The sequence below is a fragment of the Brachybacterium sp. genome, from assembly GCF_052095815.1.
In the GTDB taxonomy this organism is placed as follows: Bacteria; Actinomycetota; Actinomycetes; order Actinomycetales; family Dermabacteraceae; genus Brachybacterium.
In genome coordinates this window covers 70,527-91,466 of record NZ_JBQDLF010000002.1, presented here as the reverse complement: position 1 = coordinate 91,466, position 20,940 = coordinate 70,527, and the positions used below count along the sequence as shown (strand labels likewise).

The following is a 20,940-nucleotide window of genomic DNA, read 5'->3' as shown; positions in this document are numbered from 1 at the left end:
GGCCCAGACGGCCCCGCCGGGTCCAGACCGCGTAGTCGGGCTCAGACGGCCCCGCCGGCCTCAGACAGCGAAGCGCCCCGTTCGATCCGCAGCTGCGGTTCGAACGGGGCGTTTCGGTTGTCTGCGTCGCGGCGTCGGCGTCGGCGCCGGTGTCAGGCCTCGACGCCCAGGCCTCGCAGGACGAAGCCTTCGAGCGCCTCACGGGAGTAGCGCTTGGCGGAGGAGCCCACCAGTAGACCGTTGATGATGCGCACGGTCGCGTCCACATCGAGATCAGCTGCGAAGTCACCACCGGCCACGCCGTCGGTGACGATCGTGCGCAGCACGTCCTCGATCAGCACCACGTGGTCGCGCATGCGCGCGGCCGTCTCCGGGGTGAGGCTCGCGCCGCCGGAGGTCTGCGGGACATGGAAGGAGATGTTGAGGTCCAGCTGGGTGTGCACGTAGGCGATCGCGGCATCGCGGGGGGTGGCGGAATCGCTCACCCCGGCACGCAGCTGGGCGATGTAGTCCGTCGTCTCATGGATCGCGTACTCGACCAGGAGGGTCTCGCGGTCGGGGAAGTGGTTGTACATCGCCGTGCGCCCCACGCCGGCCGCGGACGCAATGCGGGAGAAGGTGACCGACTCGAACGACTGCGTCTCGAGCAGCTCGGCGAGCGCGGCGAAGATCTTCTCCCGCGTGCGCTCGCGATGCTCCTCGAGGGATCCTCCGATGATCTTGGGCATGCCGCATTCTTACACTTCCGCGAAGATCGACATAACCCGGGCGGCGATGCGCCGACGTGCGGGTTTCCGCGCTGTCCGTGCTCTCCGTGCGGGAGGCTCCTGCTCACCGGGCTCGGGCAAGGCCTGACCCCAGGAGGAGGTGGCGACGGCGCTGACTTGAAGGTACGGCGCTGACCTGGAGGCATAGTGACGCACGCGAGTAGGGTGTGCGCACCCAGACCCCCACGAAGGAGTGACGATGGCCCTGCATGAGTTCGAGTTCGAGTCCACATCCGGTCAGGATCGGATCCAAGCCTGGATCTACTCCCCGCCGCAGCCGCGGGCGATCGTGCAGATCGTGCACGGCCTGGGCGAGCACTCGCGTCGCTATCTGCGTCTGATCTCCGCGTTCCTGGACGCGGGCTTCGTGGTCGCCGCTGATGACCATATGGGGCATGGTCGCACCGCCGCTCTGAGCGGGCACTGGCAGGATTCGGGCACGGCCGATCCCGACGGCGTCATCGCCGACGAATGGGCCCTGACTCAGAAGGTCCGGGAGCTCCACCCCGACCTCCCGCTAGTGCTGTTCGGGCACTCCTGGGGCTCAATCATCGCGCGCGGCTATGCCGCGCAGCACGGCGAGGAGCTCGCGGGCCTCCTCCTCGGAGGGATCGCCGCCGCGCAGCCGTCCTTCGAGGCCGTGGCGCTCGCAGAGATCGATGCGGCGATCGCACGGGACGGAGGCGACGCCCCCGCGGGCGCCTTCCTCCCCACCCTGTTCGAGGGCTTCCTCGATCGCTACGACGACGTCCAGGGACCCACGGACTGGGTAGCCGCGGACCGCGGCGTCGTGGCCGACCACGCCAGCGACCCGCTGAACAACTTCCAGGCGGTGATGACCCTGCGGTTCCTGCGGAACTTCGTGGGCCTGTACCGCGAGGTGACCCCCGATGCCTGGTACTCCAGCGTCCCCACGGACCTGCCGGTGGCGGTGCTCGCGGGGGAGGATGACCCCGTCGGCGGCTTCGGGGCGGGTCCGGAGGAGGTCGGCCGGAAGCTGCGCGAGGCGGGCGTGGAGGACGTGATGGTGCGGGTATGGCCGGGATACCGCCACGAGATCCACAACGAGCCGCCGATCCGCGACGAGGTGCGGGACCAGCTGATCAGCTGGATCCAGGAGCATCTGCCGGCCCGCTGAGCTCCGCCTGGCCCCGGGATCTCCCGGCATGACGAAGGGCCCGGCACCATGTCTCACGGTGCCGGGCCCTTCGGATGTCCTGCGACATCATCGAGAGCGGGTGACGGGAATCGAACCCGCGCTATCAGCTTGGGAAACGCACCGAATCCCTGCCGTTGTCCCTGGTCAGGGGAGGTTTCGGTGGATTGCGTGCGGTGCCTATTGTACGCACGAGTGAGCGCGTGTCGCCAGAGGTTGGCGTGCGAAGCCCCGCAAAGCCCCGCAGGATTGGGGGCCGACCGGGTGCCAGACGCACGAGCGCCCCGGGCGGCACTTGCCACTCGGGGCGCTGGCACCGGTCATCGGTGCTGGCCAGGGAGGATCAGCCGTCATGCGGACCTCACGAGCGAGAGGTGCCTACGCCTCGGAGCGTGCACCGGCTCAGGCTGTGGGGCGTCGCTGGCGACCTCTGGGAGCACGGCGGACGGGGCCGGTGCTGGGCGTGTCGGTGACGGATCGGACGGGGCGGGCGGCTGCGGGACGGTGAGTGATTCCAGGCGGTCAGCGATCCAGCGGTCCCGCTCCGCGCCGGCGTGCTGATAGATCGCGGCAGCTCTCGGGTCGGAGTGCCCGATGCGGCGCTGTAGCTCTGCGGACGTCGCACCGGCCTGCGCGGCGAGAGTCGCGCCGGTGTGCCGGAGATGGTGCCAGGTGACGTCCGGACGTCCGATCGCCTCACGAGCGGGGCGGAGTGCTCGCGCACGGTCACCGGAACGGATCGGGCGACCATCCGGGCGTCCGAACACCAGCGCCTCGGCGCCGGGGTCGGTGTAGGTCGCCAGGTGCTCGGCGAGGTCTCGCGCCACGGAAGCGGGCACGCTCACCGTGCGGCGACCGGCGCGTGTCTTCGGCTCACCGAATCCCAGCGGCTCGCCCGGTACCTCCTCCAGCGTGCGGCGGACGGTGACGGTGCGGGCCTCGGGATCGACGTCGCCGCGGCGCAGCGCGAACACCTCGCCGGGGCGCAGTCCGGACCATGCGGCCACGAGCACCGCGGCGCGGTACCTCGGGGCGATCGCCTCGGCGAGGGCACTGACCTGCTCGGGCGTCAGCGGCAGGCGCTCGGGATGATCGACTGTGCTCGCGCCCTTCACCCGGGCTGGATTGGTCGCGATCAACCCGTCCGTGACCGCCTGCGCGAGGATCGTGTGCAGGAGTCGGTACGCCTGAGCGGCGACGGTGCGTCCAGCGTCCTCCCGGACCTGCTCAGGCTCGGGGCGTGGTGATCCGGCGCGCTCCCACGCCGCCAGCACAGACAGCGGCAGGCGTCCGGTGGGAGCAACCTCCAGCCCCTCGCCCGTGGCCCAGGAGCGAGCGGCACGGGCAGGAGTGGCCCTGCGGCCCGCTGCGGCCCTCACAGCCTCTGCATGGGCTCGGGAGACGACGGCGGCGTGCCACTCGCGCACGAGGGCCGGGGAGAGGTCGGAGAGGCTGAGCGGCCCGAGCTGGACCCGCGAGGTGCCCTCACCGACGGCAGGCAGCAGCCAGCGGTCGGTCAGGCGCCGGTACAGGTCCCGAGTGCGGGGCCGGAGCGAGGGAGCGGAGGTCCGCAGGTAGCTCTCGGCGTAGTCCGTGAGAGCAGTTGCGGTCGGTACCACGCCGGCAGCGCGTCCGGCGAGCAGCTCGCCTCGCACACGGGCGAGGTATTCCGCCGCCTCGCGCCGGCTCGTGAAGGTCACAGGGGCGGAGACCAGCCGGCCATCCGGCGCGGTGAAGCGGGCGCGGTAGCGGCCCGAGCGCTGGCGGTCGATCTGTCCGAACTCGCGCCGGCTCATCGCTCGTCACCTCCCCACGACTCGCGCCGGACCACGGGCCGTAGATCGCCGCCCAGAGACAGCGGCACGAGTCCTGGCATCGGTGGATTGCCGCCGTCCAGGAGCTTGTGGCATGAGACGCACAGCGGCATGTAGTCCTCCGGATCGAGCGAGTAGCGAAGGCCGGTGCGCGGGCACAGCTCGGGCGCGACGGACGGCAGCAGCGCCCACTCGCCAGCGCGGTCTGGGCACAGCTCGCACCCGTACAGCGAGGCCGGCCCGTAGCGGTCACGGACTCGGGCGTGCGCGCCGAAGTAGCCGACGACGTCACGAGTGGGCGCGCCTCGCCCGTCGTTGGCACGTCCGCTGGGGGAGCGCAAAGACCTGCGGATGCGCTGGTAATGCTGGCGGCAGAGCATCTGCGCGACGTAGACCAGTGGGCGTGAGCAGCCGGCCCAGCGGCACGAGGGCCTCAGAGCGAAGATCACAGAAGCCGCCTGCGCGCTTCGGTCGTCTTCGGTGCGGATCGGTGACGTTTCGAGCCAGCAGACCTGATCAGCCGGCATCGGTGCTGATCCGCTGGAATCCGAGTGAATCTGAGGGGCCGTGAGCGGGCTGGGGCTGGTCGTCTCAGCCTCTCCAGTCGCTGTCCGGTCCCTATCCGTTTTTTCTGGGTCGGTCGGGGGGGATTTCCAGGGAAGGCGCGGGGTGGTCTGGGGGGTCACCTCAGAAAAAGAGGCGAGGCCGGCGAGCATCGGCTGCGCGTCGGAGACGCGGAGCGCGGCGGACGTTAGGAGCGAGGTCGAGTTGATCTGCGCAGTGCTCATCGGTCCTCGCTCTCTGAGTTATCCACAGCGCGCGAGTCACTCTCTGGAGTTGCGCTGGCACTGAGTGACTGGGATCGAGACTGAGACTGAGACTGAGACTGAGTAGGGGGGGGAGTTCTGCTGGAGGCACTGGAGAGGTGAATGGATAGGGACTGGAGAGGCGATTGGATAGGCACTGGAGAGCGACTGGAGAGCGCCCGATGCCTCGCCCTGCGGATTGTGGACGGAGGAATGGATAGGCACTGGAGAGGTGGGCACTGGTGTGTACGCCTCGCGGAGGTAGGGCGGCAGGTACTCGTACAGGGGGGCCAGCGACCAGCGCCCCTCACGGTTTGCCTCGGGGGCGGTGACCTGCTCCAGCAGCGGCGGGCGCTGGTAGGTGGCCCAGCCGTCGTCATAGGTGCCTGGTGCGGTGAGGCGAGCGAGGGCACCGTGCACGGTCTTCCAGTTGACGCCGATTGTGCGAGCGAGCGCGCTGACGGTGCCGGCGTAGGTGAGGCCGTCGCGAGAGCGGGCGGCGATGCGGGTCAGCACCCGACGGTCACCATTGCGTAGGTCTGCGCGGGGGATGAAATTCAGCGGCAGCACGGCAGGACGCGCGCCGGTCAGCACGTCGCCTCGCTCGCCCGGGAGCAGCTCAGGCGCGCGGAGCTGGAACCGCGAGAAGGTGCCAGGGCGGCTCTCCGAGGCCTGACGCGCTGACTGGTATCGGAACAGCAGCGGTTCGGTGAAGGGCGCTCCGCGCTCGGAGAGAGGCATGGTCAGCAGTGCGAGTGCATCGCCTACAGCATCCTCCGATAGGGCGGTGAAGCGGGCGAGCTTCTCAGCGCCCGGTGCGGTGTAGTCGGCGCGGTCGCTGGGGTTGGATGACCACTTGTCGAGCGCGATCGCTTCGGCCACGAGGGCAGCGGTCGGCGTGAGGTAGCGCAGGCGGGCAGTGATCCGTTCCGCCCAGCCTCGGGGGTGCTCGGCGTCCACGAGCACATATCGCTGGTTCAGGATCTCCGGATCGGTGCTGAGGTCGGGGGCGTCGGGTGTCTGGCTCATGCGATCCGACCTGCGAGCGGGCCGTGCGTGGCGGGGTGGCTGTGGCGGTCGATGAACTCGGCGACGTCGCTCGCCCGGTAGCGCACATGGCGGCGTCCGACTGTGATCGACGGGAGGTGCTGGTCGGGGTTGTCGATCGCACGGGACCACCGATCGAGAGCGGACGTGCTCACGCGCAGCCAGTGGGCCGTCTCGCGGCGATCGGCGAGGAATGGTCCCAACGCGTTATCGCCCGGGGCGGGTGCTGCGCGGACCACGGGAGGGGTGCGGCGCGCATCCAGATAGGCGTCGAGCGAGGACATGCGCACGAGGACGCGAGAGCCGAGACGGACGACGGGCAGTCTGCCCTCGTTGATCAGGCTATCCAGCGTGCGGGGGTGGCAGTCAGCCCGTTCTGAGGCTTCGTGACGTGCGAGCAGCACGAGGTGTTCGGGCAGGTCGAAGGTGGTAAAGCGCGGGGGCGCGTACATCGCAGGGTCTCCATCGTCCGCCGCCTGGCGGGGTGGGAGCGCGAGTGTCGGTGCGTCCGGCCTACAGCGTCAGGCGGCGGACAGATAAAGAGGGACAGCGCAGCACAGGGAGGGCACCGACACGGTGCCCCGCGGGGGTGCTGCGGTCAGCGTTGAGCGCACGAGCGCGAGCTGCGCGGGCGGCGGCGACGGAGGGTCAGGGCGAGGGGCCTCGGGGCCGGCACCGGTCACCTGCTCGGGTCGCTCGGCGAGGACGACCAGGGCGGAGAGGATCAGCAACACGACGGCGGACAGTGCCGCCGCGGTGTGCTCGGCGCGGCGCTCGGCCTCCTCGCGGAGTGCGAGGGCGCGAGCATCCACTGCGACGCCGCGGCGATGGGTGATCGGTCGCTGTTCAGGCTGCGTCTGCTCGCCCAGCTCGGCGAGTAGACGGGCGGTCAGGACGTCGAAGAACGTCAGACCGTTCTGGTAACCCGCAGTGCTCTCGGCGCGCTCCAGGTCGGCGCGCTGCGCATCGGAGGCGATCGCCTCCGCAGGTGTCTCGGCCTCGGCGCGCCGGTAGCAGGCATCCGTGCGGCGTCCGTTCCGAGCGAGGACATGCTGCGGGTGATCGGGCGGGAGCACCTCGCGGCGAGGGCCATGCAGCGCCCCGCGATCGGCAGCGCGGGTCAGAGGTGCGGGGTGCGTGTGCCGTGCGGAGGTCAACAGCTCGCGTCGCAGCGAGGTGTCCAACGATGCCCAGCGGGCACGGGAGACGCCGGCCCGACGCACCTGCGAGCGGTCACGCCAGCGCAGGCGGCTCCAGGAGAGCGCGCCAGCGTCGGCCCCGGTGGGGCCGTCGCCATGCTGAGCGGACGTGAACATACGCATGAGTGTGCCTGACTCCTCAGACGTTCGAGGGCAGGCGCGGGCGCTGTCCCACGGTTCCCCCAAAAGTGGATAGCGACCGGACAGGCACTGGACATGTGCTGGAGAGGCGGCGGGCGGTGCTCATGCGCCCGCGCTCAGTCGTGAAGGGGCCGGCAGCGGGCCCTCGGCGATCGCATCGGCGAGGCCGTGCAGACCGGCGACGTCCAGGCCGACGTAACGCTGTGTGATGGTCGGCGATGAGTGCCCGAGCAGTCTCTGCACGGCGTACAGGTCTCGGCTCACCCGATAGGCCGACGTCGCATAGCGGTGCCGGAGGCTGTGGAGGGAGTGCGGGGCCGGCAGCGCGGCGGCGGCGAGCTTGCCGACCGTCCGCGGCGTGAGGTGACCGGCCTCGGAGGCGGCAGGCATCAGGTATCCCTCGGTGAGTGTGGCAAGGTAGCGCGCCAGGCGCTGCGGCACGGGCACCGTGCGCTCCCGAGCACCCTTGCCGTGCACGAGCATCAGGGTGCGTCCGCCCACCTCGTGCAGGTCCCGGGTGTGGGCCTGCGCGATCTCGGCTCGGCGCAGTCCCAGCTCGGCGGCGAGCCGCAGGATCAGGCGCACGCGATCGTCGGCCCCGTCCAGTGCATCTGCCAGGGCCTGGTCGGGGATCGGTCTCGGCAGCGGCTGCGGGACGCTGACCGGGGGGAGGCGATGGGCGGGGGAGGTCTCCAGGTGGCCGGCGTCCACGGCCCAGTGGTAGAAGGTGCGCAGGGTGGTTCGGCGGGTCCGCCTCGTCTCCGGGGCGAGTCCCTGATCTGCGATGACATACGCGTACAGGTCTGCCTCGCTCAGCTCCCACGGTCCCAGCGGGGCGGCTCGCCTCGCCAGTCGGGACAGCTCTTGCCGCCTGGTCGCTCGGGTGGTCTCGGGACGTCCGCGGACGGTCTGGTGGACGTCGAATGCGGCCAGCGGCTCGCGCCATGCCTCGGGGACCACGGCGCGGGGCGGTCCGCTCTTGCGCTGCGGACCGGTGCGCGGGGCCGGCAGGCTCTTGGGGCGGCTGGTCGGGAGTGCGCCAGCGGGGGACTCGGCCAGGTGACCGGCCTTCACCGCCCAGGCATAGAACGCGCGAGCGCTCGCGGCCTTGGACCGCCAGGTGGCCGGGGCGATCGCCTCGGCGGCGAGCCATGCCACGAGGTCCTCATGAGACAGCGCCCACGGGGCCTGGTTGCGATGGGCGTCCCGGAGCTGCGCGAGGACGCCGGAGTGCTTGCGACGGGAGCTGTCCGCGGCACCGGTCGCGGCCAGGTGCAGGTCGAAGATCAGCAGGTGATAGGTCCACTGTTCGCGCGGGGCGAGGGCGGCGAGGTCGGCGGGCTTCATCATCGCAGCAGCTCCAGGACGGGTCGGCTGGTCTCGGGGCCGTCGTCGGTGCCGTCGAGCACGCCGACCCTCACTCCCCAGCGGGTGAAGTCGGCCAGCGCTTCCGGCAGCGCGGCGGCGAGGTCGGCAGGGAGACCGGGGGTCACGGCCTCGGCGGCAGCAGCGAGGTCCTCTCCGGTCACGTCCAGCGGCGACGGCTCGCCCAGCTCATCGAGCACCGCCAGCAGAGCGGCGGGGCCGCGGTCGCGAGTCACGGGCAGGCCGTCGTCGCTCAGCGCCCATTCGGGGGCGGGACGGGACTGCTCCCACCACATCAGCGCGATGATCCAGGCGTGCCAGATCGGCAGCTCTTCCTCGGGTCCAAGGTCGTTCACAGGGTCACCTCTCGGGGCCGGACGGTCAGGGGTCGGGGCGCTCGGATCGTCGGGAGCGCGGCGGCAGGGAGCGCGTCGAGCAGGGCGAGCCGGTGCAGGTGCCAGGTGTAGTGGTCCAGTCCCAACGCTGCGAGGGTCTCCAGCAGCTCGGCGACGGTGACCTGCCCAGGGGCGAGGTCGGCGAGGTGCTCGGCGACCGCGCTCACGGCCCCGCAGCGCAGGTCGGCCAGCGCCTGCGGGGTGCCGGCGACGGTGTAGCGGCGGCGCTGCGCGGCGATCACCTCCGGCCAGGTGCGCGAGATGCTCATGCCGACCTCACCAGGGACAGATGCGCTCGGGAGCGCGCGGGGGCCGGCTCGTCGGTGACCGGCTCCGGCGTCGGCGGGGTCGGAGAATCGGGCTGCGGAGAGGTGAGCGTGTCGAGCTGATCGGCGATCCAGCGATCCCGCTCCGAACGGGCGTGCTGATAGATCGCCGCCGCGCGAGAGGTCGAGTGCCCGATGCGTCGCTGTAGCTCGGCCTGCGTCGCGCCCGCGATCGCGGCGAGGGTCGCACCGGTGTGCCGGAGATGGTGCCAGGTCACGTCCGGACGTCCGATCGCCTCACGAGCGGGACGGATCGCCCGGGAGCGGTCGCCGGCGCGCAGCGCCGCGCCGCTGCGAGGCGTGCTGAACACCAGCGCCTCAGGGTCAGGATCGGTGTAGGTCTCCAGGTGCTGGGCGAGGTCGAGCGCCACGGAGGCCGGCAGGTTCACGGTGCGCCGGCTCGCGGCGGTCTTCGGTGGGCCGTAGCGGGTGGCCTCGCCTGCGATCTCTACCAGCGTGCGGCGGACGGTGACGGTACGGGCCTCGGGATCGACGTCGCCGCGGCGCAGCGCGAACACCTCGCCGGGGCGCAGTCCGGACCATGCGGCCACGAGCACCGCGGCCCGGTAGCGGGGGGTGATCGCCTCGGCGAGGGCGCTCACCTGCTCGGGTGTCAACGGCAGGCGCTCGGGGTGATCGACCGTGCTCGCGCCCTTCACCCGGGCCGGATTGGCCGCGATCAATCCGTCCGTGACCGCCTGGGCGAGGATCGTGTGCAGGAGGCGGTACGCCTGCGCCGCTCCGGTGCGTCCGGCACTCTCGGGCACCGTGACCTCGCCGGGGCGGGGCGACCCGGCGCGCTCCCACGCCTGGACCAGCGAGCGGGGTAGGCGTCCGGTGGGGGCTACCTCCAGCCCCTCGCTCTTGGCCCAGGCGCGGGCCGGGTGCGAGCGGGACTCGGCTCGCGCCACGCTGCGACGGGCAGCGCGCACGACGTCGGCATGGGCCTGGGAGACGACGGCGGCGTGCCACTCACGCACGAGCGGGATCGACAGCTCTCCCAGTGGCAGCGGCCCGAGCTGGACCCGCGAGGTGCCCTCACCGACGGCAGGGAGCAACCAGCGGTCGGTCAGTCGCTGGTACAGGTCCCGCGTGCGGGGCCGGAGCGAGGGAGCGGAGGTGCGCAGGTAGCTCTCGGCGTACTGCGCGAGGGTCACCTGCGAGGGGGCGACTGCGGCGACGTTGCCGGCGAGCAGCTCAGCCCGTACCCGGGCGAGGTACTCGCTGGCCTCGGGCCTGGTGGCAAAGGTGGCCGGCGCGGAGACCATGCGCCCGTCGGGGGCGGTGAAGCGGGCGCGGTAGCGGCCCGAGCGCTGGCGGTCGATCTGTCCGAACTCGCGATGTGAGCGGCGACGAGGCATCGTCGTATCCCTTCCGCGGAGCATGAAGCCCCGCAAAGCCCCGCGCCGGGACGTTTCGGAAGGGATTACGGTGCGCTCTCAGGCCGCGAAAGACGAAACCCCAGGCCGTCTGACCTGGGGTTTCCCTGCGGAGCGGGTGACGGGAATCGAACCCGCGCTATCAGCTTGGGAAGCTGAAGTTCTACCATTGAACTACACCCGCGAAACGCCGTCCGACCTGGCCTGCCATCCCGGAGGACCACGGCTGCTCGAGCGAACGCGAATCAGCATACCCTCTCCCGGCAGTGCTCCGCCAACCGGCGCCGCGCGTCCTGTCCGGGCGGAGCGCGGGCGCTTCCTCCGCACCGGCGGCAGGCCCCCGCCGGTGATGCGCTGCCAGTGGAGCCCCGCCAGCGATGCCCCACCGGCGATGCCCCACCGGTGGAGCCCCGCCATGGGCGGTGATGCTGGGATGCTGTGCCTTCCTCGACGCGGGGAGACTAGTCTGGGCGCCGTGCTGCTCAGCGATCGTGAAATTCGGGCCCAGATCGAGGCCGGTCGGGTACGCCTGGACCCCTTCGATGACGAGATGATCCAACCCGCCTCCGTGGATGTGCGGATAGACCGCTTCTTCCGCCTCTTCGACAACCACAAGCACGCGATGATCGATCCTGCACTCGAGCAGGCCGATCTCACGCGTGAGGTGGCGGTCGACCCCGAGGAGGCGTACATGCTCCATCCGGGGGAGTTCGTGCTCGCCTCGACCTATGAGCAGATCACGCTGCCGGATGACGTCGCCGCGCGCCTCGAGGGGAAGAGCTCCCTGGGACGGCTCGGCCTGCTCACCCATTCCACGGCGGGCTTCATCGACCCCGGCTTCCAGGGCCACATCACTCTCGAGCTGTCGAACATGGCGACCCTGCCGGTGGCGCTCTGGCCCGGGATGAAGATCGGGCAGCTGTGCTTCTTCCAGCTCTCGAGCGCCTCGGAGCGCCCCTATGGCAGCGCCGGGAATCTCAACCGCTACCTGGGCCAGCGCGGCCCGACGCCGTCGCGCTCCGCGCAGAACTTCCATCGCACCCTGATCCCTGTCGAGGAGGAGCAGTGACCGCTTCGGTCCCCCCGTCGAGCACTGAGCAGAGCCGCACCCGGCATCGTCTGCAGCTGCCCCGCGACACCGACCCCGGTGACGTCCTCACCATGATCCGTAACGTGCTCCCCGACGCCGGCGAGGACCAGGACGGCGCGATCGAGCTCGAGGCGCAGGTGCGCCTGGTGCCGGACCGCTCGCCGCGCGGTGCGGGACGCTGGGATCTGGAGACCCCGCGGGAGCGGGAGGTGCCGCTGCCCGAGGGTATGGGTGACTCCCATGGCTACGACCGGGCCTTCCCCGAGGGGATGCCCTTCGGCGCCGAGCGGCGGGCGCTGGACCTCGCCTGGTCGCTGGGCCGTCGTCTCTACGGCGCGGTGGTCACCGACGGCGGTGTGCGGCTCGAGCCGCATCCCTTCCAGATCCGTGATCTGAGCGTGGTGAGCGCTCACGCGCTGGCCCCGGAGTCCCTGGTCGAGCTGCTCGCCCCGCTCGAGTCGGAGATCTCGCTCGACGAGGTTCCCGAACATATCGCCCGCTCTGGGTACAGCGCTTCGATCTCGCTGCCGGGAGGGGAAGAGATCTCGGTGCGGGTGGGGCTCAGCTCTCGCCCTGCGGCGCTGTCCGCGCTGGAATGGCTCGACGACGCCGTGGAGTACCAGGTGGTGCATGTCACCGCAGACCCGGAAGAGGATGCGGTCGAGGTCCCCTCGGCCGAGGTCGCCGAGCGGTGGGAGCACGCCTACCGGCGGATCGGACTGATCGCCGGGCTGCTCATCGAGAGCGTCGGTGGCTACGTCGTGGACCTCGAGGGGTTCCTGGTCGACCCTGCTGATCTCGGCTGACGGCGGGAGGGCGGGCCTGCGCCGCTGACCCTCCAGCCCTACGGCGGGAGGGCCGGCCTGCGCCATTGACGCCTCCAGTCCTCAGTCAGCCGCCGGAGCCCGCCCGGCGGCACCGAGCCGGATCGGCACGAAGGCGATCAGCCCCACGGCCATCACCAGCACGATCCCCAAGATCCCGGTGCGGGTCTCGCCCGAGATCGCGACCGTCGCGGCGAAGGCGGCGGTGCCCAGGAAGCCCAGCGCACGGCCGGTGGTCGCGTAGAGGCCGAAGTTCTCCGTCTCCCGACCGGGCTGCGAGAGCCGGGTGAGCAGGTTCCTCGACGCGGACTGCACGGGGCCGACGAACAGGCAGATCGCCAGGCCGGCGATCCAGAACACGAGGCTCGAGCTGAAGAACAGCACCACCAGGCCCAGCACGATGACCCCGAGGGACCCGGCGATGATCACAGGACGGGGCCCCACGCGGTCATCGACGCGACCTCCGAGGAACACCCCGACGCCGGCCACCAGGTTCGCGGCGATGCCGAAGATGATGATCTCCGTGAAGGAGAAGCCGTACGCGTTCGCTGCCAGCACTCCGGCGATCGAGAACACCGCTCCCAGGCCGTCGCGATAGATGGCCGAGGCGACCAGGTACTGCAGCATGATCGGCTCTTCGCGGAAGGCCCGGATCACGCGGCGCACGATGTGCGCGTAGCCCTGCCAGGGGTTCCACTTCTCGCCGGGGGCGGAGGCGGGGTGCTTCGGGGCCCGCAGCATCAGCGGCATCGTGCCCACCAGGATCCACAGCGCGACGAACAGCGGGATCGCCCGGTAGTTCCAGCCGTTCTCGCCGGTGATCCCGAGCAGCCCGGTCCCGGGCATGACGAACAGCACCAGCACCACGGCCAGGCACACGATCGAGCCCCAGTAGCCCACCGCCCAGGCCGTGCCCGAGATGCGGCCCCGGTTGGCGGGGGTGGAGATCTCCGGCAGCACGGAGTTCACGAACACCCCGGCGAGCTCGCTGAACACCACGGCCAGCGCGATCAGGGCCGCGCCGAGCATCAGGTAGTCGGAGTCCAGCGCGACCAGGGGCATCAGGGCGATCACCACGACGGTGGCGAGGGTGGTGACGCGCAGCAGGGTGTTGCGGGCACCGCCCCGGTCGGCGAGGTTCCCCAGCAGGGGAGCGAGCAGCGCGACCGCCACCGCACCGATGGACTGCCAGGTGGTCAGCACCTGTGAGCCGTGAGCCTGCGCGGCCGTGATCGCCGCATCGCCCACGGCACCCTCGGCGGCCACGGCGCTGGCGACATAGGTCGCGAACACGAACGTGAGGATCACCGAGCTGAAGGCCGACATCCCTCCGTCCCACAGCGCGAAGGGGACGACGGGCGGGCGCGCGGGGCGGGAAGCGGACACGTGCGCCTCCGGGTCCGAGATGGTGGCCATGTGCTCACTCTACGGAGCAGCCGGGGTGTCGGTGCCGCAGTCCGTGAGATGTGTGGTCGGATGCCCCTGATTCAGGAATGGGGGCGCGGCCTCCCGTAAGATGTCGTCGGCCCCTTCCCCCTGCTCCGGTTGGAGACTCGCGTGTTCCTGATGCTGCTCGCCCACCTGGTGGCGGCGCTCGTGGGACCCCTCCTGGTGCGATGGATCGGTCGGAACGCCTTCTATCCGCTGGCCGTGGTGCCGGGGGCCTCAGCCCTCTGGCTCGCCACGATCGACCCCCGGGCCCTCGCGGAGCTCCCGCGCGAGGAATCGATCCCCTGGATCCCCGCCTTCGGCATCGACCTGGCCTTCCGGCTGGATCCGCTGAGCTGGGTGCTGGCGCTGATCGCCACCGGCATCGGCGCGATCGTGCTGCTGTACTGCGCGCGCTACTTCCAGGACACCGAACCCGGGCTGGGGCGCTTCGCCGGGGTGCTGACCGCGTTCGCAGGGGCGATGGTGGGCCTGGTGCTCGCGGATGACGTGATGGTGATCTACACCTTCTGGGAGCTCACCACCGTCTTCTCCTACCTCCTGATCGGGCACTACCAGGACAAGCAGGCCTCGCGGCGTGCTGCACTGAATGCCCTGATCTCGACCACCGCCGGTGGGCTCGCGATGCTGGTGGGCCTGCTGATGGTCGCCTCGCAGGCCGGGTCGATGCGGCTCTCGGTGATCGTCGGTGATCCGATGTGGGAGCAGGCCGGCCCGTATCTCGTCACCGCGATGGTGCTGATCCTGGCGGGCGCCACCAGCAAGTCGGCGCTGCTGCCCACCCATTTCTGGCTCCCTGGCGCGATGGCCGCCCCCACCCCGGTCTCGGCCTACCTCCATGCTGCGGCGATGGTGAAGGCCGGGGTCTACCTGATCCTGCGCATGGCCCCGGCACTGACCCACCTCGAAGTGATCACGATGATCCTGGCCGCCGTGGGTGCGGCGACCATGCTGGTCGGCGGCTGGCGGGCGCTGCGGCAGACGGACATCAAGCTGCTGCTCGCCTACGGCACCGTCTCGCAGCTGGGATTCCTGGCCGCGGTGACCGGCCTGGCCACGCACGATGCCGTGCTCGCAGGCCTCGCGATGCTGATCGCGCACGCGGTGTTCAAGGCACCCCTGTTCATGGTCGTCGGCATCATCGACAAGAAGTTCGGCACCCGTGACCTGCGCGTGCTGTCCGGAGTGGGCAGGGTCGCGCCGGTCGTCGCGGTGATCGGCACCCTCTCCGCCGCCTCGATGGCCGCGGTGCCGCCGCTGTACGGATTCGTGGCCAAGGAATCGATCTACTCCGCGCTCTGGTACGCGGGCGGCTGGCAGCGCCTGCTGCTGCTCGCCCTGATCGCCGGATCGATCCTCACCGTCGCCTACTCCTGGCGATTCGTCTGGGGCGCTTTCGGGCCCGCCCCGGGAGCTCCCCGGGTCCAGAAGCCGCAGATCCCGGTGCTCTACTGGCTGCCGCCCGCGCTGGTGGCCGTGTTCTCCGTGGCGCTCGCCGTCGCCACCGGCCCGCTCGAGGAGGTGCTGCGCGCCTCCTCCTCGGTGCTGCCGGAGACCGGCCCGGGAGTGCACCTGGTGGTGATCCCGCATCTGGGAGTCCCGCTGCTGGCCTCCGTGCTCACCCTCGGCCTCGGCATCGGACTCGCCCTGCTCGCCAAGCCCTTCGCGAAGCTCCAGAAGCGGGTCTCCCCGCAGCGCTGGGCCGACGGCGGCCTGCTGGAGGCCTTCGATGCCGAGCGCGGCTTCCGCCGGATCCTGCGCGGCACCGATGCGCTGTCGATCGCGGCCACCGCGCTGTTCCAGCGAGGGTCCCTGCCCTACACTCTGGGCACGATGCTGGTGGTGCTGATCGCCCTGGTGGGGCCGGTCGCGGTGTCCCAGGCCCCGCTGCCGGACAACCTGGTGCTCTTCCAGCATCCTCTCGAGCTGATCCTGCTGCCGGTGGCGGCGCTGGCGGCCTTCGGCGCCGCCCGTTCCCGTCGGCGACTGCGAGCCGTCTTCCTGATCACCGTGACGGGCTACAGCGTCGCCCTGCTCTTCCTGGTCGCCGGCGCACCGGACGTCGCCACCACCCAGGTGCTGGTCGAGACCGCGATGACCGTGGTGCTGGTGCTGGTGCTGCGTCGCCTGCCGATCCACTTCTCCCGCCGACCCCTGCGGATCGGTGCCTGGGGACGCTGGGGGATCGCGATCGCGACCGCGGTGGTGCTGTGCGGCGGCACCCTGTATGCCGCCGATGCCCGCTACCGCGAGGCGCTCGGCCCGGGCCTGATCGAGCCGGCGTACACCATCGGCGGCGGCCACAACGTGGTCAACGTGACCCTGGTCGATGCCCGCGTCTGGGACACGATGGGCGAGATCTCCGTGCTGCTGGTGGTGGCGACCGGGGTGGCCTCGCTGATCTTCGTCACCCGTCGCGAACGCCCCATCTCCCGGGTGCGCGACCTGGAGTCCAAGACCTCCATCTGGCCGCGACGGATGGATTCCGAGCTGCCCCAGAATGCCCTGGACTTCGACGCCCGCCCGGATGACGTCTCCGAGGGCAACCGCTGGCGGACCTGGCTCTCCGCGGGACTGACCCTGGCCCCCGAGAGGCGCATGGTCATGCTCGAGGTCATCACACGCCTCGCCTTCCCGATGATGATGATGTTCTCGGTGTACCTGCTGATGGCAGGGCACAACCTGCCCGGCGGCGGCTTCGCGGGCGGGCTGGTGGCAGGTCTCGCCCTGGCACTGCGCTATATCGCGGGCGGCCGCTACGAGCTGAGCGAGGCCGCGCCGGTGCAGGCGGGTCTCGTGCTCGGCGCCGGGATGGCGATCGCGGTCCTGGCGGGCGTGCTCCCGGTGCTCTTCGGAGGCACCGTCTTCGCCAGCGCGACCCCGGTGGTGCAGGTGCCGCTGCTGGGGGAGCTGCATTTCCCCAGCGCACTGATCTTCGACGTCGGCGTCTACCTGGTGGTCGTCGGCGTGATGCTCGACTTCCTGCGGTCGCTCGGATCGCAGATCGACCAGCAGCAGGAGGCGGAGATCGATGCCCGTTAGTCTCTCGCTGCTCCTGATCGCCGGGGTGCTCATCACCTGCGGCGTCTACCTCATGCTCGAGCGCACCCTCTCGCGGATCATCCTGGGCTTCGTGCTGCTGGGCAACGGCGTGAACGTGCTGTTCATCATCGCCGCCGGGAAGCCCGGGCTGCCACCCTTCGAGGGCACCGGCGATCCTGCGGAGATGACCGATCCGCTCCCCTTCGCGATGGTGCTCACCGCGATCGTGATCTCGCTGGGCATCACCGCCTTCGGCATGGCCCTGGCCTACCGGGCCTGGCAGCTCTTCGGCCACGACGAGGTCCCCGACGACGTCGAGGACCGACGGGTGCTGCGTCGGCGGAGGCGCCGCCCCGAGGAGACCGACCACCTGCCCTGGTCCCAGGCGCTCTCGGAGGAGTCCCGCCGCGGTGCCCTGGCACAGTCCCAGGGACTGCTCGCCGCAGAGGACGACGATCCGCTGGGCTCGGACCTCACCAGTGCCGAGGACGTCCCGCAGGACGCCACCGAGGCCGACGAGGGAGGTGCGCCGCCGCCCCCACGGCCCGGCCGTCGCCGTGCCGACAAGGGAGGGAAGCGGCCCGAGGACCCGCCGCGCGCAGGGCACTCCGCTGCAGACCAGGCGTCCCAGGACATGGGCAGCGTGCCCGGCGCGGGCCCCGCCACCGATACCGACCGAGAGCACACAGATGGGCGGGGTGAGGGATGAGCATCGAACTGCTCCTCGCGCTGCCGGTGATGCTTCCGCTGGCCGGTGCCGCGTTCACGCTGCTGCTGCGCCACTACACCCGGATCCAGCTCTGGGTCGCGATCCTCACCCTGGCCGCGATCTTCACCGTCTCCATGGTGCTGGGCTACTACGTCTCGCAGGAGGGCGTGCTGGTCCTGCAGATCGGCAACTGGACCCCGCAGCTGGGGATCGTGCTGGTCGCGGACCGTCTTACCGCGCTGATGCTGCTGGTCTCCAGCTTCGTCACCCTCGCGGTGCTGGTGTACTCGAGCGCGCAGACAGTCAGCGAGAACACCGAGCGGACCCCGGTGGCGATCTACCATCCCACCTACCTCGCCCTGGTGGCCGGGGTGTCGATGGCCTTCCTCGCCGGCGACCTGTTCAACCTCTACGTCGGCTTCGAGGTGCTGCTCGCGGCGAGCTACGTGCTGCTCACCCTCGGCGGCTCCGCCAGCCGTGTGCGCGCAGCCACCACCTATGTGATCGTCTCGCTGCTGAGCTCGGTGATCTTCCTGGCCGCGATCGCCGCCGTGTACTCCGCGACCGGCACCGTGAACCTGGCAGAGCTCGCGGTCCGGCTGGATGGCCTGGACCCCGGCATCCGGATGGTCCTGGAGCTGATGCTGCTGGTGGCCTTCGGGATCAAGGCCGCGATCTTCCCGCTCAGCGCCTGGCTGCCGGACTCCTACCCGACCGCCCCCGCCCCGGTCACCGCCGTATTCGCGGGCCTGCTGACGAAGGTCGGCATCTACGCGATCCTGCGCCTGGAGACCCTGCTCTTCCCGGCCTCGCAGATCCAGAACCTGCTGCTGGCCGCGGCGGCGCTGAGCCTGTTGATCGGCATCTTCGGCGCCGTCGCGCAGACGGACCTCAAGCGAGTGCTGTCCTTCACGCTGGTCTCCCATATGGGTTACATGCTGTTCGGCATCGGGATGAGCACGCAGCTGGGCATGGGCGCAACCATCTTCTACGTCGCCCACCACATCACCGTGCAGTCCACGCTGTTCCTCGCGGCGGGCCTGATCGAGCACCGCGGCGGGACCACCAACCTGATCAAGCTCGGCGGGCTGCAGAAGCTGGCCCCCGTGATCGCGGTGCTCTTCTTCATCCCCGCCATGAACCTCGCCGGCATCCCGCCCTTCTCCGGCTTCATCGGCAAGGTGGGGCTGATCGAGGCGGGCATCCAGTACGACCGCACCGCGGGCTGGATCCTCATCGTCATCAGCGTCCTGACCAGCCTGCTCACGCTGTATGCGATCGCCAAGATCTGGAACCGCGCCTTCTGGCAGGAGCCCAGCGCCGAGATCATCGCCCGTGACGTCCCGCTGCCCAAGGTGATGGGCGGGGCGACCGCCGCGATGATCGCCTTCTCGCTCGTGCTCACGGTGCTCGCCGGCCCGATCATGACCTACGCCGACAATGCGGCGAGCTCCATCCTCGAGCGCACCCCGTATGTGGGCGCCGTGCTCGGCGACGAGGCCGCCGGCGAGCTGCAGTACCGGATCGATGACGCCGGGCACCGCCTCGACGGCAACGGGCAGGAGGTGGACGAATGATCTCCCGACGTTTCAGGGACCTTCGGCATTCATGGATCTGGGCGCTGGTCTCGGTGGCGCTGTGGTGCCTGCTGTGGGGTGGTGTGGACCTCAAGAACGTGCTGGGCGGCATCGCGGTCGCCGTCCTCGTCTTCGTGCTGTTCCCGATGCCGCCGACGGGCCACGAGCTGACCCTGCGCCCGGTGCGCTTCCTCCTCTTCGCGGCCCGCTTCCTGGCCGATGTGGTGGTCTCCGCCATCCAGGTCGGCTACTACTCGCTGCGCCCGGGCCCGCAGCCGCCGAGCTCGGTGATCGCTGTGCGGATGGCGTCGCGCTCGGACTTCTTCCTGACCTTCACGGGCGTGCTGTGCACCCTGATCCCCGGCTCTGTCGTGGTCGAGGCGCAGCGCGCCACCGGGATGCTGTTCCTGCACACCTTCAACACCGGGACTCCCGAGGAGGTCGAGAAGGCGCGGGCACAGGTCCGTGCCCAGGAGGAGCGGCTGCTGTGGGCCGTCGGCCGCCGCGAGGTCCTCGAGGAGGCGGGTCTGCGATGAGCACCTTCGAGATCCTGCTGGTCATCTATGCCGCCATCCTCGCGGCCGCTGCGCTGGGCGTGGTGTACCGGATGGTGGTGGGCCCGACGATCCTGGATCGTGCGATCTCCAGCGACTCCCTGGTCACGCTGGTGGTGATGGGCATGGCCCTCTACGCCGCGCACGCCCAGGCGGCCTGGGCGGGGCCGGCACTGCTGGGACTCACCGGCCTGGCCTTCATCGGCACCGTCACCTTCGCCCGCTTCGTGGCCCGCGAGGACCCGATGCAGGGCCGCCGGACCCGCCACTCCCGCGAGCCGCGCACGGACACCGGCCCCCATGAGGCGATCCACCCCGACCCCTCCAGCTCGGAGGCCTGGGACCAGGCGCCGGGGGGCGCATCGGACAGCACACCGGGCAGCACGCCGGGCAACACCTTCGTCGACGCCGAGTCCCAGGACCCGCTGACCGCCGAGGACCCGCTGGAGGATCCGCTCCAGCCGGGGGAGGCTCTCGAGGAGACAGGCCGGCCGGGGGAGGGGCGCGACGCCCCGCAGCAGCCGGAGCCGTTCGAGGACGGGGACGAGCACGGGTTCGGTGCCCAGCCGGGCTGGCGCGGCTTCGAGGACGAGCGCCGCGGCGTCCGTGATCCCGGAACGACGGAGGAGCCCCGATGACGACGATCGAGATCATCGCCGCTGTGCTGATCGCCGGCGGCGTGCTGCTGGGCGTGGTCTCCGCGATCGGGCTCAACCGCTTCGACGGCGTGCTGATGCGCATCCATGCAGCCTCCAAGCCCCAGGTGCTGGGGCTGATCCTGGTGTTCAGCGGGGCGGCGCTGTTCTCGGGCTCCTGGTCCCTGGCAGCCTTCCTGCTGGTGGTGCTGCTCGCCCAGATGCTGACCGTGCCGGTCTCGAGCGTCATGGTGGGCCGTGCCGCCTTCCGCCGCGGCTTCGTGCGCGGCGGCGACTACGCGATCGACGAGCTCAGCCCCCGGCTGGCAGATACCGATGATGATGACGATGACGAGGACGGCTTCATCGACGAAGAGGGGGACGATCACCGGGGGATGGCCGACGGCGACGTGGATCGCTTCCCCGAGAACGTGCTCACCGAGACCGTCGAACCGCTCACGGATCCCAACTGGGTGGACCCGGAGGAACGCGCGGACGACGTCGAGGACGAGGACATCATCGATATCGACCTCGACGACGAGACCGAGCTCGAGGCCGAGGAGGTCGCCGAGCGCGACCACCGGTGACGGGCCGACACCCCGGCTCGTCGGCCCGCCGCGACCACCGGTGACGGGCCGACACCCCGGCTCGTCGGCCCGCCGCGC

At 70.7% G+C, this 20,940-nt stretch carries 20 protein-coding genes and 1 tRNA gene; 9 read left to right on the top strand and 12 right to left on the bottom strand.

Translation table 11 applies throughout. The features are described from left to right. Nucleotides 1-152 precede the first annotated feature (152 nt). Complete coding sequence (locus ACTH43_RS01415; RefSeq protein WP_441443137.1) at nt 153-728, bottom strand: TetR/AcrR family transcriptional regulator; 576 nt, start codon at nt 726-728, stop codon at nt 153-155. Nucleotides 729-966: 238 nt separating this feature from the next. Between ACTH43_RS01415 and ACTH43_RS01410 the strand changes: the two genes are divergently transcribed. Next, nucleotides 967-1,905, top strand: coding sequence for an alpha/beta fold hydrolase (locus ACTH43_RS01410; protein WP_441443136.1), 939 nt, complete (start codon nt 967-969; stop codon nt 1,903-1,905). A 368-nt stretch (nt 1,906-2,273) separates the two neighbouring features. On the opposite strand, the gene ACTH43_RS01405 is transcribed toward ACTH43_RS01410, so the two are convergent. The 10 genes from ACTH43_RS01405 to ACTH43_RS01360 all read right to left on the bottom strand — a co-directional run bounded on the left by ACTH43_RS01405 (nt 2,274) and on the right by ACTH43_RS01360 (nt 10,579). After that, nucleotides 2,274-3,719, bottom strand: a complete 1,446-nt coding sequence (locus ACTH43_RS01405; RefSeq protein WP_441443135.1) for a tyrosine-type recombinase/integrase — start codon at nt 3,717-3,719, stop codon at nt 2,274-2,276. Next, entirely contained in the window at nt 3,716-4,117 is a 402-nt protein-coding gene (locus ACTH43_RS01400; RefSeq protein WP_441443134.1) for a hypothetical protein, read from the bottom strand. Before ACTH43_RS01400 ends, ACTH43_RS01405 begins: the two co-directional genes overlap by 4 nt. A gap of 444 nt (nt 4,118-4,561) precedes the next feature. Further along, nucleotides 4,562-5,572 (bottom strand): hypothetical protein, encoded by a 1,011-nt coding sequence (locus tag ACTH43_RS01395; RefSeq protein ID WP_441443133.1) that lies wholly within the window; start codon nt 5,570-5,572, stop codon nt 4,562-4,564. After that, nucleotides 5,569-6,042, bottom strand: coding sequence for a helix-turn-helix domain-containing protein (locus ACTH43_RS01390; protein ID WP_441443132.1), 474 nt, complete (start codon nt 6,040-6,042; stop codon nt 5,569-5,571). Before ACTH43_RS01390 ends, ACTH43_RS01395 begins: the two co-directional genes overlap by 4 nt. A gap of 69 nt (nt 6,043-6,111) precedes the next feature. Next, a complete protein-coding gene (locus tag ACTH43_RS01385) occupies nt 6,112-6,906 on the bottom strand; it encodes a hypothetical protein (protein WP_441443131.1) in 795 nt (264 codons plus the stop codon). Nucleotides 6,907-7,032: 126 nt separating this feature from the next. Further along, the gene (locus ACTH43_RS01380) at nt 7,033-8,280 is read right to left on the bottom strand and encodes a tyrosine-type recombinase/integrase (RefSeq protein WP_441443130.1); all 1,248 of its coding nucleotides are present in this window, start codon (nt 8,278-8,280) and stop codon (nt 7,033-7,035) included. Beyond that, complete coding sequence (locus ACTH43_RS01375; RefSeq protein ID WP_441443129.1) at nt 8,277-8,651, bottom strand: hypothetical protein; 375 nt, start codon at nt 8,649-8,651, stop codon at nt 8,277-8,279. The genes ACTH43_RS01380 and ACTH43_RS01375 overlap by 4 nt, the downstream gene beginning before the upstream one ends. After that, a complete protein-coding gene (locus ACTH43_RS01370) occupies nt 8,648-8,959 on the bottom strand; it encodes a hypothetical protein (protein ID WP_441443128.1) in 312 nt (103 codons plus the stop codon). The genes ACTH43_RS01375 and ACTH43_RS01370 overlap by 4 nt, the downstream gene beginning before the upstream one ends. Then, complete coding sequence (locus ACTH43_RS01365; RefSeq protein ID WP_441443127.1) at nt 8,956-10,377, bottom strand: tyrosine-type recombinase/integrase; 1,422 nt, start codon at nt 10,375-10,377, stop codon at nt 8,956-8,958. The genes ACTH43_RS01370 and ACTH43_RS01365 overlap by 4 nt, the downstream gene beginning before the upstream one ends. A 131-nt stretch (nt 10,378-10,508) precedes the next feature. Further along, nucleotides 10,509-10,579, bottom strand: a tRNA-Gly gene (locus ACTH43_RS01360). 231 nt (nt 10,580-10,810) lie between these two features. On the opposite strand from ACTH43_RS01360, the gene dcd reads away from it, so the two are divergent. Continuing rightward, nucleotides 10,811-11,464, top strand: coding sequence for a dCTP deaminase (dcd, locus tag ACTH43_RS01355; RefSeq protein ID WP_441443126.1), 654 nt, complete (start codon nt 10,811-10,813; stop codon nt 11,462-11,464). Continuing rightward, nucleotides 11,461-12,291: a hypothetical protein gene (locus ACTH43_RS01350; protein WP_441443125.1), complete on the top strand. Its 831-nt coding sequence runs from the start codon at nt 11,461-11,463 to the stop codon at nt 12,289-12,291. Before dcd ends, ACTH43_RS01350 begins: the two co-directional genes overlap by 4 nt. A gap of 81 nt (nt 12,292-12,372) precedes the next feature. Here ACTH43_RS01350 and ACTH43_RS01345 read toward each other — a convergent pair whose 3' ends face one another. After that, nucleotides 12,373-13,725 carry an MFS transporter gene (locus ACTH43_RS01345; RefSeq protein WP_441443124.1) on the bottom strand — a complete coding sequence of 451 codons (1,353 nt, stop codon included), beginning with the start codon at nt 13,723-13,725 and terminating at the stop codon, nt 12,373-12,375. A 150-nt stretch (nt 13,726-13,875) separates the two neighbouring features. Here ACTH43_RS01345 and ACTH43_RS01340 point away from each other — a divergent pair, with 150 nt between their 5' ends. The 6 genes from ACTH43_RS01340 to ACTH43_RS01315 are packed head-to-tail and all read left to right on the top strand — an operon-like array spanning nt 13,876 to nt 20,862. After that, nucleotides 13,876-16,800 (top strand): Na+/H+ antiporter subunit A, encoded by a 2,925-nt coding sequence (locus ACTH43_RS01340; protein WP_441443202.1) that lies wholly within the window; start codon nt 13,876-13,878, stop codon nt 16,798-16,800. Further along, nucleotides 16,790-17,509 (top strand): Na(+)/H(+) antiporter subunit C, encoded by a 720-nt coding sequence (locus ACTH43_RS01335; protein WP_441443123.1) that lies wholly within the window; start codon nt 16,790-16,792, stop codon nt 17,507-17,509. Before ACTH43_RS01340 ends, ACTH43_RS01335 begins: the two co-directional genes overlap by 11 nt. Beyond that, entirely contained in the window at nt 17,506-19,086 is a 1,581-nt protein-coding gene (locus ACTH43_RS01330; RefSeq protein ID WP_441443122.1) for a Na+/H+ antiporter subunit D, read from the top strand. Before ACTH43_RS01335 ends, ACTH43_RS01330 begins: the two co-directional genes overlap by 4 nt. Beyond that, nucleotides 19,083-19,622 carry a Na+/H+ antiporter subunit E gene (locus ACTH43_RS01325; protein WP_441443121.1) on the top strand — a complete coding sequence of 180 codons (540 nt, stop codon included), beginning with the start codon at nt 19,083-19,085 and terminating at the stop codon, nt 19,620-19,622. Before ACTH43_RS01330 ends, ACTH43_RS01325 begins: the two co-directional genes overlap by 4 nt. Next, nucleotides 19,619-20,278: a monovalent cation/H+ antiporter complex subunit F gene (locus ACTH43_RS01320; protein ID WP_441443120.1), complete on the top strand. Its 660-nt coding sequence runs from the start codon at nt 19,619-19,621 to the stop codon at nt 20,276-20,278. Before ACTH43_RS01325 ends, ACTH43_RS01320 begins: the two co-directional genes overlap by 4 nt. After that, a complete protein-coding gene (locus ACTH43_RS01315) occupies nt 20,275-20,862 on the top strand; it encodes a cation:proton antiporter (protein WP_441443119.1) in 588 nt (195 codons plus the stop codon). Before ACTH43_RS01320 ends, ACTH43_RS01315 begins: the two co-directional genes overlap by 4 nt. The last annotated feature ends 78 nt before the right edge of the window (nt 20,863-20,940 follow it).

What these genes read in the sequence shown, in the direction of transcription:
- ACTH43_RS01325 (WP_441443121.1), top strand. Translation starts at nt 19,083, where the DNA reads ATGATCTCCCGACGTTTCAGGGACCTTCGGCATTCATGGATCTGGGCG.
- ACTH43_RS01395 (WP_441443133.1), bottom strand. Translation starts at nt 5,572, where the DNA reads ATGAGCCAGACACCCGACGCCCCCGACCTCAGCACCGATCCGGAGATC.
- ACTH43_RS01315 (WP_441443119.1), top strand. Translation starts at nt 20,275, where the DNA reads ATGACGACGATCGAGATCATCGCCGCTGTGCTGATCGCCGGCGGCGTG.
- ACTH43_RS01410 (WP_441443136.1), top strand. Translation starts at nt 967, where the DNA reads ATGGCCCTGCATGAGTTCGAGTTCGAGTCCACATCCGGTCAGGATCGG.
- ACTH43_RS01370 (WP_441443128.1), bottom strand. Translation starts at nt 8,959, where the DNA reads ATGAGCATCTCGCGCACCTGGCCGGAGGTGATCGCCGCGCAGCGCCGC.
- ACTH43_RS01390 (WP_441443132.1), bottom strand. Translation starts at nt 6,042, where the DNA reads ATGTACGCGCCCCCGCGCTTTACCACCTTCGACCTGCCCGAACACCTC.
- ACTH43_RS01415 (WP_441443137.1), bottom strand. Translation starts at nt 728, where the DNA reads ATGCCCAAGATCATCGGAGGATCCCTCGAGGAGCATCGCGAGCGCACG.
- ACTH43_RS01345 (WP_441443124.1), bottom strand. Translation starts at nt 13,725, where the DNA reads ATGGCCACCATCTCGGACCCGGAGGCGCACGTGTCCGCTTCCCGCCCC.
- ACTH43_RS01335 (WP_441443123.1), top strand. Translation starts at nt 16,790, where the DNA reads ATGCCCGTTAGTCTCTCGCTGCTCCTGATCGCCGGGGTGCTCATCACC.
- ACTH43_RS01320 (WP_441443120.1), top strand. Translation starts at nt 19,619, where the DNA reads ATGAGCACCTTCGAGATCCTGCTGGTCATCTATGCCGCCATCCTCGCG.
- ACTH43_RS01400 (WP_441443134.1), bottom strand. Translation starts at nt 4,117, where the DNA reads ATGCTCTGCCGCCAGCATTACCAGCGCATCCGCAGGTCTTTGCGCTCC.
- ACTH43_RS01340 (WP_441443202.1), top strand. Translation starts at nt 13,876, where the DNA reads ATGCTGCTCGCCCACCTGGTGGCGGCGCTCGTGGGACCCCTCCTGGTG.
- ACTH43_RS01330 (WP_441443122.1), top strand. Translation starts at nt 17,506, where the DNA reads ATGAGCATCGAACTGCTCCTCGCGCTGCCGGTGATGCTTCCGCTGGCC.
- ACTH43_RS01365 (WP_441443127.1), bottom strand. Translation starts at nt 10,377, where the DNA reads ATGCCTCGTCGCCGCTCACATCGCGAGTTCGGACAGATCGACCGCCAG.
- ACTH43_RS01405 (WP_441443135.1), bottom strand. Translation starts at nt 3,719, where the DNA reads ATGAGCCGGCGCGAGTTCGGACAGATCGACCGCCAGCGCTCGGGCCGC.
- dcd (WP_441443126.1), top strand. Translation starts at nt 10,811, where the DNA reads ATGGGCGGTGATGCTGGGATGCTGTGCCTTCCTCGACGCGGGGAGACT.
- ACTH43_RS01385 (WP_441443131.1), bottom strand. Translation starts at nt 6,906, where the DNA reads ATGTTCACGTCCGCTCAGCATGGCGACGGCCCCACCGGGGCCGACGCT.
- ACTH43_RS01380 (WP_441443130.1), bottom strand. Translation starts at nt 8,280, where the DNA reads ATGATGAAGCCCGCCGACCTCGCCGCCCTCGCCCCGCGCGAACAGTGG.